Consider the following 16,906-nt stretch of genomic DNA (forward strand, 5'->3'; position numbering starts at 1 on the left):
TAGGAAGCAAAGTCAATTCGCAAATATCAGTAGTATAATTAACTAGACCTATATAAAATCCTTAAAGAAGTAAAAAGAAATCTACTTTTCTTTGATAGTTAGATGATATTGTTAATGTATAATTAATTTCTACATATCGAAAAGAGGCCTTCATACATGATCACTGAAACAAAAAAACGGCAGCTGAATAGCGGTCCTAAAATCCGTAAAGAAAAAGATATTGTTTCAAAAATGATCCGTCTATATTGCATGAAAAAACATCATCAGAAAGAGCTTTGTGAGGAATGTCAGGACTTAAATCATTATGCTATGAAAAGACTATCCCTCTGCCAATTTGGTGAAGATAAATCAGCTTGTGCAAAGTGCCCTGTCCATTGTTACAAACCAGATTACCGCCAAAGAATTAAGGAAGTTATGCGTTTCTCAGGTCCGTGGATGTTACTGTACCATCCAATTGAGTCTATTAGGCATATACCAATACCAAGTAACTTAAGAAAATACTTTTAGTTAGCGAAGGCATCTTCCCTTATTTCATTTAATTCTTCTGCGCTAAACAATCCTGCATGGTACAGATTAAAAAATTCCTGAGATACACTTTGGTCAAAAATAAGCATATCATCCGAATTCACCGTAACCCTAACGCCATGGTCGTACAATATTCTTATGGGATGTGTTTGATAGTTCTCTACTCTCGAAAGCAGGATATTGCTTGTTGGGCAAATGTTCAATTGTATCTGCTGATCTGACAACCACTTCATCACTTGAGGGGAACTCGCTGCGGCGATTCCATGCTGGATTTGGTCCAGTTCCAATACTTCAGCTGCTTGTCTAACGAGTTCAGCCGTTCCGAATTCACCGACATGTGCCTTAAGAATCAATCCTTTATCTTTCGCCTTTCGAAAAACCTTCTTAAATGCGGGAACAGCAAATTCATCACCGAATATGTCCATGGATTTGAAATAATTCAACTCTAGAAACTGGTCTAACTTTTCAGAGGTTTCATCAATCGGTGTATATGTTAGAAATGCGATTTCCGGGATAAAAATGACCTCTGGTGCAACCCTCTGATGGATGTCTTGTATTGCATATACCAATTTTTCAGCGGAATTATCAAACAAAGCTTCTTCACCAATAGTTACACTCATATGAAGTAAGTGGACCCCATCCATCTTCGCCTGTTCAAAGGCAGCTTCTATACGCTTTTCATAACCAGGCCGACCAGGCAGCAAACGTTTAAGGTTTATGGCGTTCCACTGATTCATTTCATGAAGATCTCTAAACTTTGGGCAATCGGGTATCTTTGTACCACACCATTTTTCTATATACCTCTTGTTCCCGCCCCTGGTGCTATGATTGTGTAAATCTGCCTTGGGTACTTTTCTCATTTCAGCCAAGTTATTTTGCTGTAAAGCAGCTATAAACCGATCTTTCAAGAGTTGCTCGCCCCCTAAATTCCTCTTGGATTCCAAAATGGCCCAGCCCCTCTTTCTCATCAACACTTAAATCTCCTTCTAATCTCAGAACCCGACGGATATTTCAATCCCTTATCCACCTTTGGAGTAGTTTAAATACATACCTAATTATTTTAGATCCTTCTTGAAGTAATAATGATTACTTCCAAGTGGAGCATTCTCTATCATCGCAATTTCCTTATATCCATATTTCTTATAAAAGGCAGGAGCCTGAAAGCTAAACGTGTTCAACTTAATAAATGCACATTTTCTTGACTTTGCTATTTCTTCTGCTTCATCTAAGAGTCTTTTTCCAAGCCCTTGTTTACGATTCTTCTCTTCAACCCATAGAATATCAATCTCCATCCAATTCCAGCATACTGCGCTGTTAAGACCTGCGATTATGTCTCCATTATCATTCTTCAAGCACAGATTGACTTCTTCATAGATACCATTTGGTACATGTATGGCGTTATATTCAATAAGCTTATTTCTTACATAATTCGCTTCTTCGTTATTTCCTTTATATACTTGCGGGTTATTAGGCTTATTAGACATATGATTCTCCTCCTGTTTTTGTTTATATTCCTTGCATCAATTTCTCCAGTACTTCTTCCCATCTTACTTTCATTTCTTCCCGATCCTTAGTACTAGGTAAGTTCTCTTGGTGAAAACTAATTGTGCACTTGCCATTCAATTGTTCTATTGTTCTAATTTGTAAAGTTGAAGCTCTCTCCCATTGTTCTTTCTTCCATGTCAATCGAACATTCTGTCTCTCATTTAGCACTCTAATCTCTCCAGAGATACCCTCTCGAGTATAATAATTTGCACCGACGGAAAAATCATATGAAGAAGTCTCTCCTAACCAAACATTAATTCCTCGGGGAGACACAATCATTTCCCATGCTTCTTCCAATGTTAGGGGAAGTGTTCTTCTGACTCCAACCTGGTAGCCTACAGATTTAGTCTTACCTACTTCCATTTTGAATCCCTCCAAGAATATTTTTTTGAATTTTCACGAAAATAACCCAGCCTTTAGATAGCTCTTATCTTAGGCTGGGTCGTTTGTTGTTCAAGCTTCTTCCACGATTATACATCTGGGAGAATCCTATATCTGGCTTAATTTATCGATGGCCTGTTGTTCATCAGGTAAGAAAAATATGTTCTTTCCGTGATTACTCTCATATATGAAATCCTTAAGGCTTTTACTCGAATAGATTGTGAAATCACCTACGACAGCGACTTTAGCTTGATAATTGATAAATTTCTGCAGAACTTCCCCTGCAAGACCCGTTTTTAAATCGAAAAATTTCTCATCAATCGCTGATTTGCTTAGAATAAATCGATCAGCTCCTGTTTGATAACTAATTGTAGCTATAAGATCCAAAGCTGATTGGGTATCATAAATCAAAATATCATTACTATCTACAATAGCAATTTCAATACCATTTTCGGTTATTTTTCTAATATTCATATCATTCTCCCTCTCTATTTCAAGAAGCTTGCTTATTCCAACATCAAGCTCTTACCGCCCGCCACTATAAACAAATGGTAAACATTCTGATAGTTTCTTCCACTTTAAATCCCCCAAGAATAGTTCATATTCACGACCCTACATCCGACAACCAAGGAGCATTTTTATCATTCATATACTAGAACCCAATACTCCTCCCCAGGGTTTCCTTCTTCAACGACTTTCTTCCATCCGCTTTTCTCATAGAACATCAATGCTTTATGATTTTCAGATACACACTTTAATCTAACCGGCTTACCCATTTTTTCTATAGCATTCTTAACTAACTGAGTGCCAACCCCTTTACCATTAAAATCGGGGTGTACAAATAAATTATGAATAAAATTATCAGGTAAATATAAAGATGCGAATCCAAGGATGCGTGAATTTTCCTCAGCTAATAATACGTACTCTTCAACAGTATCTCTATCGAAATCATCTAAAGCCATCTCTTCTGATTTCGCCCAGTGAAAGCTCTTACGACGTGATTCAAGATATATTTGTCTTAACTGAGGGTAGTCTGTTTTACTTGCTTCTCTGATAATAATAAGATCAATCCCCTATCTAATTCTTTTATTTTTTATAAATATTATTGTTATTAATTTGCTGGTAAGTCTTCAGGCTAACTGGGATATGTCCGATCGCAAATAACAAACTACTAAGAAATAATAAAGGGGAATGCAATACGACCGACGCACAAATGAAATATAAGATTGGACTAATAGCCAGAGGTACCGGAATTCCAATCATTGGTGAGAACAGCAATTTGTAATCCCTACCCTGCCTAAAATATCGTACCCATCCAATATAATATAACAGCAGAAAAATTGACATTCCAATTAGCGATAAAACTTCGTGATATTCTTTATGGTGTATTGATGAAAGGATAGGCAATATGAATACTCCGAGCCGCCCAATACCTTCAGACATCTTAAAAAACAAACTTTCTTTATCTCCCATATTACCAGGTAAATTACTAGGCGATAATACGAAAAAAAATAAATTAGGCAATAATACAGCAATTGGGATGATAATACTAATAAAATGAAACAAGTCAATCTTGCCTCCCTTTTATTTATAGATATTTTTGAATCCCTTACTTAATTCTTTCTATTTGCCAGCGGTAATGTCACATATCGTTCCCATATTGATGATACGAGCCGGCTTATGATAGCAGTTATCATAGGCCGGCTCGTATCATCTAAATCATATTCCATTATTATACATCCTGTAACCTAGGGACGATAGTTCATATCTCACTTATTCAACAAATATTTAATTACTGGATATGAGATGATATTTCTATCTCTGTACGTTGAGGTGATTACATCATTATGTGTACTTAATATTCCATTCTGCAGAATCACAGTGTTAAATCCTCTTTCAAGAGCTCCGTTATAGGTAAACAAGACACAATGCTCCGCCGCATTTCCTGCGATGATTAAAAATTCAATGCCTTGATCTCTTAGAAGCTGTTCTAGCTCTGTCTTCCAAAATGCATTCGTATTCTCTTTAGTTAAAATCAAATCCATTTCCTTTACTTGAATTTCTGGAATTATGCTAAATGCATTTCTACTTGATTCTGTTATCCCTTCAATATCTTGAATGTGTATGACAACTTGATCCTTTGAACGAAACATCTCTGATACATAATTGATATATTCACAAGCTTTATCTATGACTGGCTTTTCAATCCCCTGCAAATGAATGGTTTGCATATCAATGACTAGAAATCCAATTTTCATCGTATTTACTCCTTCATAATGAATTTATTAAGAACTTGCGCCAATTCAGAACTTCCTTGATCCGCCTCAAGTAGGCCGCATGAATACAGAGTTATAAGCATTGTATCATTGGCTTTTTATATTAGCACTACATGTCATAGAAAAACAGCAGGCCACATATCTTTAGAATGAATTTTGTCGTTCGTTAGAATCCGTTTTGACCAGCTTGAATAGTCATTTATGCTTCACAAAGCCTCGGAAGGAGTTGTGCAGGATGTCTCTTCAGAAGGAAGGTGCGCTTGCGATCGGTTCCGGCCAAATCTTGCTCTCACTTGCTGAATCATGGTATGAATCCGCTTCGTCCAAACTCACGGTTTATGTAACAAATAAGGCACTTACAGACATGGGAAAACTCACGGAACTTCACGAACAAACTCGAAACAATGAGAACGAGATCACGTTAAATATGATTGCTGCAGAAGGAGATGAGGTTCTAAATTGGAGGGCGATCGTTCGGCCTTTTCAATTTATTTTGTATGTTTCGGAGCATGGCGAATTGGAGGAGCTTCGAAGCGTTCAGCAGGCTTGTATAGCAGAAAGGAAACAGATGCTCCCTGCCATCGCGATAAGAGGAATGGGAATGGCAGGGCCGCTGCTGCATCCTGGCGGGGACGGACACTGGGAGTCAGCATGGCTGAGAATTCATTCGTCCGTCTTTCCCCAGAAACAAACGCCAAAGGTCTTATCCACTGCTGCCGCAGGCGTCTTATCGAGTCTTATTGTCCATGAATGGCATAAAGCGATTACGGGTGAGCCTGAATTGGAGCATAGAAATCAATGCTTTATACTTGACCCCCTCATGTTAACCGGAAGCTGGCATTCATTTTTGCCTCATCCTTTAGTATCTGCGTACGACGCGGCACGTCCAATGGAAAATATGGAGCTTAACCTAAGAAAAAATCACGAGCAGGTAAGCCCGGAGGTATGGTTTACTGCCTTCAACCAACTGACCTCGACGGTAACAGGCATTTTTCATGCATGGGGAGAAGCGGACCTAATCCAGCTACCGCTGGCACAGTGTCTTGTTCAGCCTGCAGACCCCTTGTCAAAAGAACCAGTACAACTTTTGCCAACCATCGTCCGAAGTGGACTAACACATGTAGAGGCTCGACGAGAGTCAGGTTTGGCAGGGCTAGAAGCCTATGTAGCCCGCATAATCCCACTGCTGTTTGCTGTCTTCCCTCCACATCAGCAGGAAGGAATCAGCATCGGAGCAGGATGCGATATCACTGAAGCCGTTGGGCGGGGAGCTAGAGCTTGTTTAACTAAAGAGTTAGGAAAGCGGAGTTTGTCTGATGAGCCGACTGTTGTTCAGCGTATAGCATGTCCGCAAATTGAAGACGTTCGTTGCCTGTATTATTTACAAGTTTTAACCACCTTAGAGGGGGAATCTCTTATTGCAGTAGGTGAGCCGTTGCTCGGTTTTCCAACAGTGTGGGTCTATTCCGATTCCTCGTGGTATGGCAGCGTAGATCTTAGTTTTACACTTGCCCTTCGTCAATCCCTACAGAAGGCATTGAGTAAGACCGAGCGAACTGCGGCTTCTCCTATCCTTCGTAAGGATCATGAAGTGCAAAATATTACATTTTCTAATGGCGAACCTCTAAGCTACAGCTCTTTAATGTTATCAGCCATTGAGACTCTGAAGCAGTGCGATAAGCATCTTGAGGTGTTTGAATTGAACAATAACTCTTTATGGGGCAAAGGGCCGTTTGTAGCATATGGAGTAGTTCTCGGAGAGGAGGAATCCCCTTGAATACTATCGCTATTATTGGGGAGGGAATGCTTGCCGACGCCATGTACAAGCGTCTGTCCAGGCTCTTTCCTGTCCGAAGAAAGAACCTCAGTGAAGATATACCCGCTGTAGACCTGGTATTGGTGCTGAAGGATGAGGAAAGCTCCTCCTATTTTTATGAAGCTGAACAGATGCTGCGACTGCATGGTATTCCTTGGTTATGTGCCTATGTATCCTTGGGAGAAGGAATCATAGGGCCGCTAATTGTTCCAGGAACGACCGGATGCTTCAAATGTGCAGAAGCACGGTTATCTTTGGCAGGGAGCAATCGTAATGAAGTCAAGGATTTGCTTATGAAGCTCGTGTATGATGATTACACTCCCCAAAATACTTCTGAAATATCTCCCGCGGGAGCTAGTTATATGGCGTATATTATCTCAGCGGAAACGGAAAAGGTGCTGCGTGGGGACAGAGCAAATACGGAAGAACATCTCTATTTAATCAACTTGACTAATTTGAGCAGCACAATCCATTATGTCATGCCACTTGGGACTTGCCCGGTTTGCGGGCAATTGCCAGATGATTCTGCTGAATTAGCGGAGATATCACTACAGAAGTGTCTAAAACTAGGCAACAGCTACCGCTGCCGCGGGGTGAGTGATTTGAAGAAGGTCCTACTCAGAGATTATTGGGACAGTCGTACCGGAATCTTTAATGATAAGAAATGGGGTCTCGACTCTGTCTTCGCCAGTGCCGGTATTAACCTTCCTTTAGGTTTTTACGATGAAATCACTGGGGGGCGTTCACACTCATTTCCGGATAGCGAGCTCGCGGGGATATTAGAAGGGCTAGAGCGTTTTTGCGGAGTGACTCCGCGCGGCAAACGAACGATTGTGCGGGACAGCTATTCCCATCTTAAGGCTGCTGCGCTGGATCCGTCTATGATAGGGCTTCATGCAGAGGAGCAATACGATCAATCTGATTTCCCCTTCATGCCGTATGATCCTGAATCTCCAATGGAATGGGTCTGGGGATATTCGTTCCTACAGGCACGTCCGATTCTGGTTCCCAAACTGTTGGCTTATTACAGTCTGGGCGGAGAAGAGGGATTTGTATATGAAACCTCCAACGGGTGCGCGGTAGGAGGAAGCTTAGAGGAGGCCATCTTATACGGGATTTTCGAGGTGGTTGAGCGAGATTCCTTTTTGTTGACCTGGTATGCAAGACTAGAGGTTCCGCGGCTTGACTATAATTCGTCGGGAGATTCGGAGCTAATCCTGATGATCCAACGTTTAAGAGCGGTTACGGGTTATGAAGTGAGCTTATACAATACCACGATGGAAAATGGAATTCCTAGTATATGGGCACTGGCAAAAGGAGGGTCGAAAGACAGCGTGAACCTTATCTGTGCTGCTGGAGCTCATCTCGATCCCATTCGGGCCGCCAAGAGCGCCATACATGAGCTGGCGGGCATGATCCCGACGGCCGAGAGGAGATTGAAGGAACGAAGGCCAGAAGCCGAAGCTATGCTTGATGACCCGTTCCTTGTAGAGCATATGGAAGATCACTCCTTGCTCTATAGCTTGCCACAGGCAGAGGAATGGCTTAACTTCTTATTAGACGAAAGGAACCCTGTCCGTACTTTTGCAGAAGAGTTCCATTCATTGACGTGGCAAGAAGATTTAACAGAGGATTTAAAACAAATTCTTCAAGTTTTCCGCAGTCTTCAGATGGACGTCATTGTAGTTGACCAGTCATCAAGTGAGACACTTCGCAACGGACTGCGTTGTGTTAAGGTGCTCATACCTGGAATGTTACCTATGACATTTGGACATCATCTTACCCGGCTCATTGGCCTAAATAGGGTACTGGATGTTCCGTTGAAGCTTGGTTATGCAAATCACAGGCTGACTCCACAGGAGCTTAATCCTTATCCGCATCCATTTCCGTAGACGAGGGCAATATGCTTAAGGTAATTCGCTGATTTTTTGTGAAAAGAGTCCAATCCACCAGTCGTTTACATTCATACAATTTAGCATATACGACGGAGGGAGGAATGTCGCGATGGGAGAATTGGGTGGAATAGGAAGCTGTAGTTGTAGCTGTGGTGGTTTGTTTACAAATACAGCTGCAATCCTCGTATTATTCATTCTATTAGTTATTGTTTCTCGTGCATTTTTTTGCTAATCTACAACATACAGACTATCCAGCTCTGTGTTGATCATGAAAAGACAATATCAGTAGCCCTTGTGATGCCTCTGGTAGGCGTTCTCGAATTTTTTATCTAGCCTGTAAAAGCTTAAGTGGAGATACCGCTTGAGCTTTTACATTTTTTTGTCTGCCATTTTGAGTAGCGCGCCGTCCAGAACCAACATTTGTGAGAGCCATGATGATAACTAAAAAAATCCAATCAGCTAATAAGGAGAGCCATCAGAATATGAGGGCTCTCCCATTTTTATGTACGATCCTCCAATTGTTCCCCAGTCAAAACTATCCGTTCGCTTTCGTTCTTTCAATTTGAAAATATGCTTCCTTCTACCACAGTGTGTTTTAAGTTACGCTTTCTTTAATGAAAACAGATTATAGATTGTATCAATTTCATGGGATTCTTCCAAAACCCACGAGGTTTGGGCTAAAATTCGCTGTAATCCTTCCAGCCCAAGATATCGGATTTGCACGCCAATAAACTCTGTAAACCCCAGGTATCCCTTATTTACCTGCTCCCGATCGAAAATTAAGGAACCTGTGACCCGGGCGTCCGCCGGGGAGTTGGTAAAGAAATTGTTTAAATTCCCAATAATATCTGAATTCGAACCGTACTCAAAAAGTCCACCCTCCGATGAACAAAGCTGAATCCAGTCGGATCGTTCCAAACTCATCTTTAGTAAAGCCTCCGATTGGCTCCAGTCATAATGAATGAAATTAAGGGTAATGTCTAAGCCATGGAATCTTTGCCCCGGCTGCTTCAAAACATCGATGCACCGTTTAGCGAAATTGGGGCCATAGGTATCGATATCTAAAATGTTTATCTCAATCTTCCGTCCCTTTAGCAATTTCGGATCCGATTCTTGAATTAGAATTAAGGTATTGATACTGTCTGTAGCGGGTCCCCCAGCGATATTGAAGAAACAAAGATTTCGTCCAGGGAATTGTTTGAGCTGGGTCTGCACAAGTCTCGACTGGCTCCGACAAAGATCTCTTAGCCTGATCCGAAGTCCCATGAAAGAGGTTTGCTTCACCGCCCACTTGTCCCGGAAACGTAATTTAGTCCCCCGGCTTAAGTGGGGGCCAAGTTTGTACAACAAGGTACGCATGCCACTAAGATACGAATTATCAACATTCGACATTTTCACAAAGATGCTCTGGACAAAGCCAGGCATCTTCTTTAATGATTCAATGCTTCGGGGTGACTTGAGACAGCTCAAATGATACGCCTGTTCATCAATACTTGCGTTGAATAGGGGGTGAGTAATATCCAATATCGGAAATCGAATATCATTCTCGAAAACCGCATAGGGAATTGGCTGATCTTGATTAGCATTCATAATTTTTAACTCCACCTCACTTGAACGATGATTCATATTTAATTAAAATTCAAAGCGAGCGTAATTAATTTACCGGAATACTGTACAATTATCATAAAGATCTTTTATGCCATTGTGAATTTAAAAAGCTACTGAGTTCATTAATCAATTTCTATGATTTAATCACTCTATAGCGTAAGATTGGGTCACCACACTCTTCATACTCACCGGTTTCTTCAAATCCACAACTCTTATAGACTGAATTTGCTACAATATTACTAGAAACATGTGATACTCTAATCTCCTTACAATCATTCTTTCTCCTTAGGATTTCAATAACTTCCAATATTGCCGACTTACCATAACCCTTCCCTTGAAACCTATGGTCAATCATGAATCTAAGAATCCAATAATACCCGTCAGTATAGACTTCGTTATCAAAAAGAAGAAAACCCACCATACAATCATCTACATATATACCATGTGGTTTTGAAGTAATTTCTTTCTTTGCATGCATTAATGAATCTGCGTTTGATGCAACTAAATTCATCTGGTCTTCTTTAGGCTTTAAATCAATACATTCCATTTCATTCTCTGCGTTAATTGGAACTAAAGAAATCATTGTTTTTTTCATATGTTTGCCTCCAAGAAATCTGGGTATATTGTTATGCTAAATCATACGTTTATTATAAAATACAATGGTCATTTTATCGTTAATTTGCTTTATTTCCCCCGTTTTTTTATAACCTAACTTTTCATAAAGATAACAATTACCCTGCTCTTGCAATATTGTATCCAACTCCCAATTTCTCGCATCGTTATACATATTTTCGATAATCGAAAATACTTTTTGGGCAATTCCTTTGCCTCGATATTCAGGCAAAATAAATATAGGGCTGACTCGATAGGTCTTATTCTCATACTTTACAATTCTAATTGCACCTACGGGATTATTAGATATTTTTATAATGTAATAATCCGTAAATGGTTGATTTAATCGATCTATTATTCGCTCCACAGATTCATTAGCAGGGCTGGTTTCATAATCCTGATATTTTTCTAACAGCGGCATAAAGGCTTTGATCTGCATCTCGTGAATAATCGATGCTTCATTAAGACCTGATTTGAATAAAGAAATCTCCATTTTATGACTCCCCTAATACAAACTTATGACTTCTGGTAGACCAATCTAATTATCCTGTTCCCCGGTAATCTCAATTCCTTCGCTTTGCTCAAGAAAAAAGGTAGACTTATAACAATATTTTGGCTTGTTCAAATTCTTGCTTAAATTTTGTTGATCTACGTAATGTTATTACATTTCATTTGTATTCACCTTCTTCAATCGTTACCAACTCTTTATCTCTTTTTTCAATTCCTCAATAGAATGGAAGGTTCGCAGTTTATCATGTTCAATATGAAGAATAGCAGTCTTCGACATCTCTTCTTTATGTTCCCCACGATCATCAGCTGCCCTTACGAATACATCCATGGATTGGGAGGTGTTCACCATATCATTAATCACCTGACGCAATTGTTCCAGCAGATGGTCCCCGATATCAATTGTCTTTAATCGTATAGACAATTCTGGAATATCCTTAGGCTTTGCTGGAATAAGCACTCCATATTGATCCTTATCACCGCTAAGTCCTCTTTCAAGCGATAACGTGTAATAAGCGTATTCAATCTGTATCGTATCGATATCCTGTAGCTTGAATAGATCAGGATACTGTTTTTGAAGGCTATCCCGAATATGTGTAGACCAATATACTAGCGTGTAATCATCTTGTAATCGCTTCCCAACATAATTGCCCTCGTCGTCAAAGTCACCATCATCATCCACACGAATAATGGCTTTGTTCGCATCCATCACATTATATACTTTCGCAGTATATATTTTGAATTTAAAATTATAAGAACTCCCCGTTGCAGCAACATCCATATTATACTTTTGTTTCATATACTCGATTGCTTTCCGCTTTACTTCAGCATGCTTCCACGGCAATCCTTCTATTTCAACATAGAGGTAATACACAAAGGACACAAGCAAGACAGCAATCACAATAGATATTGTTTTCTTCATATAGCTCCCCTCCACCCGAACTGCTTTCCTCATCCAACCTCATCATAGGAACATAATTCTGCCGTTTGCCACCTTTACCAATTTCAGTAGTCCCTACTAGTCCTGACCATCTAGCTATTATTTTTGTATACTTTTATTTTGGTCTATTTTAATTTTAGTTTATATATTATCTCGCCATCTTGATTCTCTCTGTCTTGATTTACAAATCCTAATTTCTCGTAAAGCTTTCTAGCATGATCATTAGTACTTTCGATTGTTAGAGATATTACTTCGCATTGTCTGTGCGTTTCTTGAATAAATTCTACTATTCTTCTAAGAGATTGTGACCCTAATCCAGTCCCTTGATATTCTTTGTCTATTTGAAAACCACCGATCCAGTAATTATTCGTACTATTTGGTGTATAGGAAAGATAGAAAAATCCAAATACCTTATCTTCCTTACGCAAAATATATGGATCAAAAGCCTCATCCCACGGTTTTATATAAGCCCATGCTAAAGATTCGATTACAGAGGGTACAAGCTTCTCTTGTGATCTGAGTAAAGATATCGAGAGAGCTTCTTCCCAATTACTTTTATCAATAGGTTCTATACGAATTAATTTCATTCCTTATATTCCTTTCGATTTTCAGTCAATATTTCGTTGATTTCAGCTAATGTTCTCGTGTTCACGACGCCCCACCAAGTCTTCTAGAGCCGATCATTAACATTTAAATCATTACATATTTCTTCTAGAACATGGGGAAGGAAGTCCAGTTTACTTCTCGGGTCGTTTTTCAAGAATGTGGGTAAACTATTTCGGTGCACAAAGATAATTGACGAAAATTCTGGAGTGATGCCTTTACTAAGAAGTGTATTTTCGAAACTATCATGAAGATATTTCGTAAACGTTATTAGAATATCCACCGAGTAAATGAATATCTGTTCCCTGATAGTCCAATAAATCAAGAATTTGATTTATTACAGATTTATCAATCTTCATTGATGTCCCCCCTAATTATCATTGCATATGATTTCAGCTGACGTATTCACGAAACGCCCCAGCTTTAGATAGCTTATATCTTAGGCTGGAGCGTTTGTTGACTGAGCTTCTTCCATGATTATACATCTAGACAACCAAGGGGCGATAGTCTGCAGCTTTAGCTATATAGGATTTACCACTACCGCAAGCTCCAATGCGGATTCTGATACGTTTCTCCTCCTTGAACGGCATTCAAATATACTATTTGCAATGATTTCACATCATGTTCTTGATTCACGAACCGTCACCGGCTTAGATAGCTCCTATCTTAACCGGAGCAGGATTGTACGCCTAACTCTACTTTCTCTACCAATCTCCCTGGGCGAACCAAGGACGGCGCCACGCCATTGTTTCCGATCCAATTGGCTGGTGTCATGTCGACGATTCGAGTTTTTAGTCTTGGATTATCTTTGCCGGATATATGTTTAAGAGCTTTACTGCGGCCTGCCCAGCTAGTGCGCCTGCTCGCTCTGTTGCAGCATTTCTGCCAAGTAAGGGTTCAAGAATACGCCCGAAGGATCAAGCTCTTGACGAAGGCGAAGAAATGCATCCCACTTCGGATATAACCTACATAGCTGCTCCGCGCGCATCGTGTGCATCTTGCCCCAATGAGGTCTCCCGCCATTCCGTCTACAGATCTCCTCTACTTTGGTAAAAAAGTCAGCATACTCCATCCCACGGTACATATGTACCGCGATATAGCCAGAATCACGTCCGTTCGCCGGACTGAGCCATATATCGTCTCCCTGGACATAACGGCATTCGATTGGAAAATGAACAGCAAATTGGTACCGATCTACTGCATCGCGTATTTCCTCAAGTACAGTTCGCATGCGGTCTGCCGGGACACTGTACTCCATTTCATTAAATCGAACGAGCCGCGGCGTCGCGAAAATACGGTGACTATACCCCACCTCCTGCACATCCGGTACGGCTGTTGCTGATAATCGGCTTATTGGCTTACAAAGGCGTGGTATGAAACGACAGCACTCTGACAATAACCAGAACAGCGCATTCTCCATCAGCATGACTTTCCAGTAACTCCAGCGGTTTGGCGTTCCGGGAACCTCATCCGTCTTATTGGTCAGTTTTACTTGAGTGATATCCGTATAAGGGAACCAATAAAACTCGAAATGACGGTTTTCCCTTTTGAGTAGATCGAGCTGCTCAAGGCATTGGGATAGTGGCATTTTGCTGCTTGTATAGCGGAGAGCGTACGAAGGTACAACACGAAGCTTCATCTTCACGATAATCCCGAACATCCCTAGTGACACCTGCATTGCCCGAAAAAGTTCTTCATCCTGCGGGGCTGAACATTCAAGGATTTCTCCTGCCGCTGTCACTACCGTCAAACCCACTACTTGCGTTGCGAGGCTCCCAAGCCGCTCCCCTGTCCCATGTGTTCCTGTACTGATCGCTCCTGCAATGGATTGTGCATTAATATCGCCCAGATTCTCTTGCGCGACCCCATAGGCATGCAATTCTTTTCCGAGACGGTCCAATTTTGTTCCACCCCACACCTCGGCAATCCCCTTCTCCGAATCAACAGCAATCACACCCTGCAATTGATCCAAAGAGACCAATACATCATCGGTCTGGACGAGCCTTGTAAATGAATGTCCGGATCCGACGACACGCAGCTTCCGTCCTTCGGCGGCGCATGCCTTAACAATCCCGACCACCTCTTCTATGCTGACCGGATATACAACGCTTCTCGGCAATCCGCGTACGAGTCCTGACCAATTGTGCCATACTTTCGTATTGCGCTCCTTCAAGTTTACAGAAAGCATAGTCCGTCCCCCCGATATGTCGTTGTCTTGCCAACGACACTGCCATTTGAAATATAGTAGAGATGTGCGAATCGTTCACATAACTCTCCTGCTTTGCTATGACGCATGAATATCGGATCGCCGAGTTTCAGCTCCTCTAGCCCGTTGTAGCGGATCGGCGTCTGGACTTCGCCCGCCCCTTCCATCGCAAGAAGTGCCGTTCCTTGCGGCAGGTATGGTCGTGGCAGTTTGTCGCTGCCTGCAGCGCCCGAAGCCATGTATCCACCGCCTAAGCAAGTGTAGAGATCGCCCCGCGGCTGACGCACGATCTCGATCGCATACCCTGCAGCGGGTAGGAAGTTGAAGTCCCGGTAGTGGTCGAACAGACCGGGCGAATAGAACCCCGAGCCCGCTGTAACCTCGGTGACGGTCGGCTCCACGCTGCTTGTATGCAAGCTGCCCGTGCCGCCTGCATTCACGAACCGCAGCGGAGGAATTCCCAGGCGCTCGATCGCAGCGACCAGCTCGGCCCGCCGTACAGCGGCTTCACGGATTGAACGGCGCTTGAGCAGCCGCACGATCGCGTTTTTCAGCGCTTGCCCAGGCACGCGATCGCCTAATCCTGCGACCTGCGCTTCGTAACCCATGAGCCCGTCGAGAACAACGTGCTTCGACTGCGCGATGCGCTCGATGAGGCTGAGCGCCGCAGCTGTAGAGCGTATAGGCGAGCGCCATACGCCGAAGTGCAGCCCCGGGACATCGATCGACATATCGATGTCCACACAGAGCGGCAGCCTCACACCATATTTGGCGGCTGCCGCTTCCGCCTGCTCGACATGCGTCTCGCAGTCGACCATCAGCGTGATGCTGCACCCTTCACGCTGATGCATGGCGATGGACGCGAGCAGTCGTGCATCCGACGCAGGGTAGCCTAACAGCAAGTCGGTGAATCCTTGCTGCGCGAGATAGAGTGCTTCAGGCACCGTAAAGCACATGATCCCTTGAAACTGCGCATTTGCCTGCAGAATGCGCCTAAGCACATCAACAGAGCGAATCGATTTACTCGCAATGCGGACTTTTTTCCCATTCGCAAGGTGAAGAACACTCTGAATATTCTGCTGCAACAGATCCAGATCAACGAAGGCAAAGGGCATCGGAAGCCCAGTGCAGACTTCTTTATAGTAACGATAATCACGCACTAACTCGACCTCCTTTGTCTGGAAGATACACGATTTCTTGTATTATTATTATTCTAACAACAGAGAGATAGCCCATCAGATTTCTTTTTTGATTTAATGTTCCTCACCTCATAGACATCATTTAAGAAATGATTGTTTTAATACGGGGTGATTTCCTATAACATTTTGTTAACGAAACGCCCCAGCCTTAGATAACTCTTATCTTAAGCTGGGCGTTTGTTTTGAGCATCTTCCATGATTGTACATCTAACCTTAGGGGCGGTATCGCCGATTCATAAATACGAGATTAGCAGGTATCCCCCTTCAAAGCACTACTGAATAAATATTATTTGGCTCGAACTAATTACATTTACTGTATTTTCATCTTCATAATTTCGTTTTCCATTTACAATTGATACATATAATCCAAATTCTTTATTAAAGATAGAGTCTGAATCTTCCTTGTTTTTTGATATTTTCAAAGTGTAAACATTACCTTTGAATGTTTTGAAATCCCACATTGCACCCGTTGTATTACCAATAGCTACTCCGTCTGAAATTCTTAAAAGAGAATACTTCTCTTTTGATTTAACTACCTCGCCTAAATAATATTTATCTTGCATCTGTTTAAAAAGTAAAACAGTCTCTTGATTTTCTAAATCTATCTCCAAAATTGATCCTTTAAGTGAATTCTCTTCAATATAATTTTTTATGGATTCATCTTTTGTTTCAAACAGTATCAGATTTGAAGCACCTGGCTGACAGCCAGATACAAAAATAAATACTACGATTAATAAAATGAATTTCTTCATTAAATTATCCCGTCCTTTTCGCATTTCATATCGCACAACCC

At 41.6% G+C, this 16,906-nt stretch carries 18 protein-coding genes; 4 read left to right on the forward strand and 14 right to left on the reverse strand.

Features of this window, described 5'->3' with window-relative positions:
* Positions 1-156 precede the first annotated feature (156 nt).
* Positions 157-507, forward strand: coding sequence for a nitrous oxide-stimulated promoter family protein (locus EI981_RS20410; protein ID WP_127001332.1), 351 nt, complete (start codon positions 157-159; stop codon positions 505-507).
* Here the strand turns inward: EI981_RS20410 and EI981_RS20415 are convergent.
* The 6 genes from EI981_RS20415 to EI981_RS20440 form a co-directional block, all read right to left on the reverse strand.
* Complete coding sequence (locus EI981_RS20415; protein WP_227011926.1) at positions 504-1,493, reverse strand: amidohydrolase family protein; 990 nt, start codon at positions 1,491-1,493, stop codon at positions 504-506. The two genes, EI981_RS20410 and EI981_RS20415, sit on opposite strands and share 4 nt — an antisense overlap.
* An 87-nt stretch (positions 1,494-1,580) precedes the next feature.
* The gene (locus tag EI981_RS20420) at positions 1,581-2,009 is read right to left on the reverse strand and encodes a GNAT family N-acetyltransferase (protein ID WP_127001334.1); all 429 of its coding nucleotides are present in this window, start codon (positions 2,007-2,009) and stop codon (positions 1,581-1,583) included.
* Between the two features lie 22 nt (positions 2,010-2,031).
* On the reverse strand, positions 2,032-2,433 hold the full coding sequence (locus tag EI981_RS20425) for an SRPBCC domain-containing protein (protein WP_127001336.1): 402 nt from the start codon (positions 2,431-2,433) through the stop codon (positions 2,032-2,034).
* A 126-nt stretch (positions 2,434-2,559) separates the two neighbouring features.
* Positions 2,560-2,925: a DUF4180 domain-containing protein gene (locus tag EI981_RS20430; protein WP_127001338.1), complete on the reverse strand. Its 366-nt coding sequence runs from the start codon at positions 2,923-2,925 to the stop codon at positions 2,560-2,562.
* Positions 2,926-3,092: 167 nt separating this feature from the next.
* On the reverse strand, positions 3,093-3,512 hold the full coding sequence (locus EI981_RS20435; RefSeq protein WP_127001340.1) for a GNAT family N-acetyltransferase: 420 nt from the start codon (positions 3,510-3,512) through the stop codon (positions 3,093-3,095).
* Positions 3,513-4,220: 708 nt separating this feature from the next.
* Positions 4,221-4,709, reverse strand: a complete 489-nt coding sequence (locus tag EI981_RS20440; protein WP_127001342.1) for a cysteine hydrolase family protein — start codon at positions 4,707-4,709, stop codon at positions 4,221-4,223.
* Positions 4,710-4,962: 253 nt separating this feature from the next.
* Between EI981_RS20440 and EI981_RS20445 the strand changes: the two genes are divergently transcribed.
* The 3 genes from EI981_RS20445 to EI981_RS29775 all read left to right on the forward strand — a co-directional run bounded on the left by EI981_RS20445 (position 4,963) and on the right by EI981_RS29775 (position 8,670).
* Entirely contained in the window at positions 4,963-6,504 is a 1,542-nt protein-coding gene (locus tag EI981_RS20445) for a hypothetical protein (protein WP_127001344.1), read from the forward strand.
* Entirely contained in the window at positions 6,501-8,435 is a 1,935-nt protein-coding gene (locus EI981_RS20450) for a TOMM precursor leader peptide-binding protein (protein ID WP_127001346.1), read from the forward strand. The genes EI981_RS20445 and EI981_RS20450 overlap by 4 nt, the downstream gene beginning before the upstream one ends.
* Before the next feature lie 112 nt (positions 8,436-8,547).
* Entirely contained in the window at positions 8,548-8,670 is a 123-nt protein-coding gene (locus EI981_RS29775) for a YjcZ family sporulation protein (RefSeq protein ID WP_227011514.1), read from the forward strand.
* A gap of 368 nt (positions 8,671-9,038) precedes the next feature.
* Here the strand turns inward: EI981_RS29775 and EI981_RS20455 are convergent, their stop codons facing one another.
* The 8 genes from EI981_RS20455 to EI981_RS20490 form a co-directional block, all read right to left on the reverse strand.
* Complete coding sequence (locus EI981_RS20455; protein WP_127001348.1) at positions 9,039-10,028, reverse strand: hypothetical protein; 990 nt, start codon at positions 10,026-10,028, stop codon at positions 9,039-9,041.
* A 151-nt stretch (positions 10,029-10,179) separates the two neighbouring features.
* Positions 10,180-10,641 (reverse strand): GNAT family N-acetyltransferase, encoded by a 462-nt coding sequence (locus tag EI981_RS20460; protein WP_127001350.1) that lies wholly within the window; start codon positions 10,639-10,641, stop codon positions 10,180-10,182.
* A 36-nt stretch (positions 10,642-10,677) separates the two neighbouring features.
* Positions 10,678-11,151: a GNAT family N-acetyltransferase gene (locus tag EI981_RS20465; RefSeq protein ID WP_127001352.1), complete on the reverse strand. Its 474-nt coding sequence runs from the start codon at positions 11,149-11,151 to the stop codon at positions 10,678-10,680.
* A 201-nt stretch (positions 11,152-11,352) separates the two neighbouring features.
* Positions 11,353-12,087 (reverse strand): YfjL-like protein, encoded by a 735-nt coding sequence (locus EI981_RS20470; protein WP_127001354.1) that lies wholly within the window; start codon positions 12,085-12,087, stop codon positions 11,353-11,355.
* A 143-nt stretch (positions 12,088-12,230) separates the two neighbouring features.
* Positions 12,231-12,692 (reverse strand): GNAT family N-acetyltransferase, encoded by a 462-nt coding sequence (locus EI981_RS20475; protein WP_127001356.1) that lies wholly within the window; start codon positions 12,690-12,692, stop codon positions 12,231-12,233.
* 866 nt (positions 12,693-13,558) lie between these two features.
* The gene (locus EI981_RS20480) at positions 13,559-14,896 is read right to left on the reverse strand and encodes a D-arabinono-1,4-lactone oxidase (protein ID WP_127001358.1); all 1,338 of its coding nucleotides are present in this window, start codon (positions 14,894-14,896) and stop codon (positions 13,559-13,561) included.
* A complete protein-coding gene (locus tag EI981_RS20485; protein WP_127001368.1) occupies positions 14,884-16,074 on the reverse strand; it encodes an amino acid deaminase/aldolase in 1,191 nt (396 codons plus the stop codon). Before EI981_RS20485 ends, EI981_RS20480 begins: the two co-directional genes overlap by 13 nt.
* A gap of 311 nt (positions 16,075-16,385) precedes the next feature.
* On the reverse strand, positions 16,386-16,865 hold the full coding sequence (locus tag EI981_RS20490; protein WP_127001370.1) for a hypothetical protein: 480 nt from the start codon (positions 16,863-16,865) through the stop codon (positions 16,386-16,388).
* Positions 16,866-16,906 lie beyond the last annotated feature (41 nt).

Origin of the sequence: Paenibacillus lutimineralis (assembly GCF_003991425.1) — a bacterium.
Taxonomy (GTDB): Bacteria; Bacillota; Bacilli; order Paenibacillales; family Paenibacillaceae; genus Fontibacillus; species Fontibacillus lutimineralis.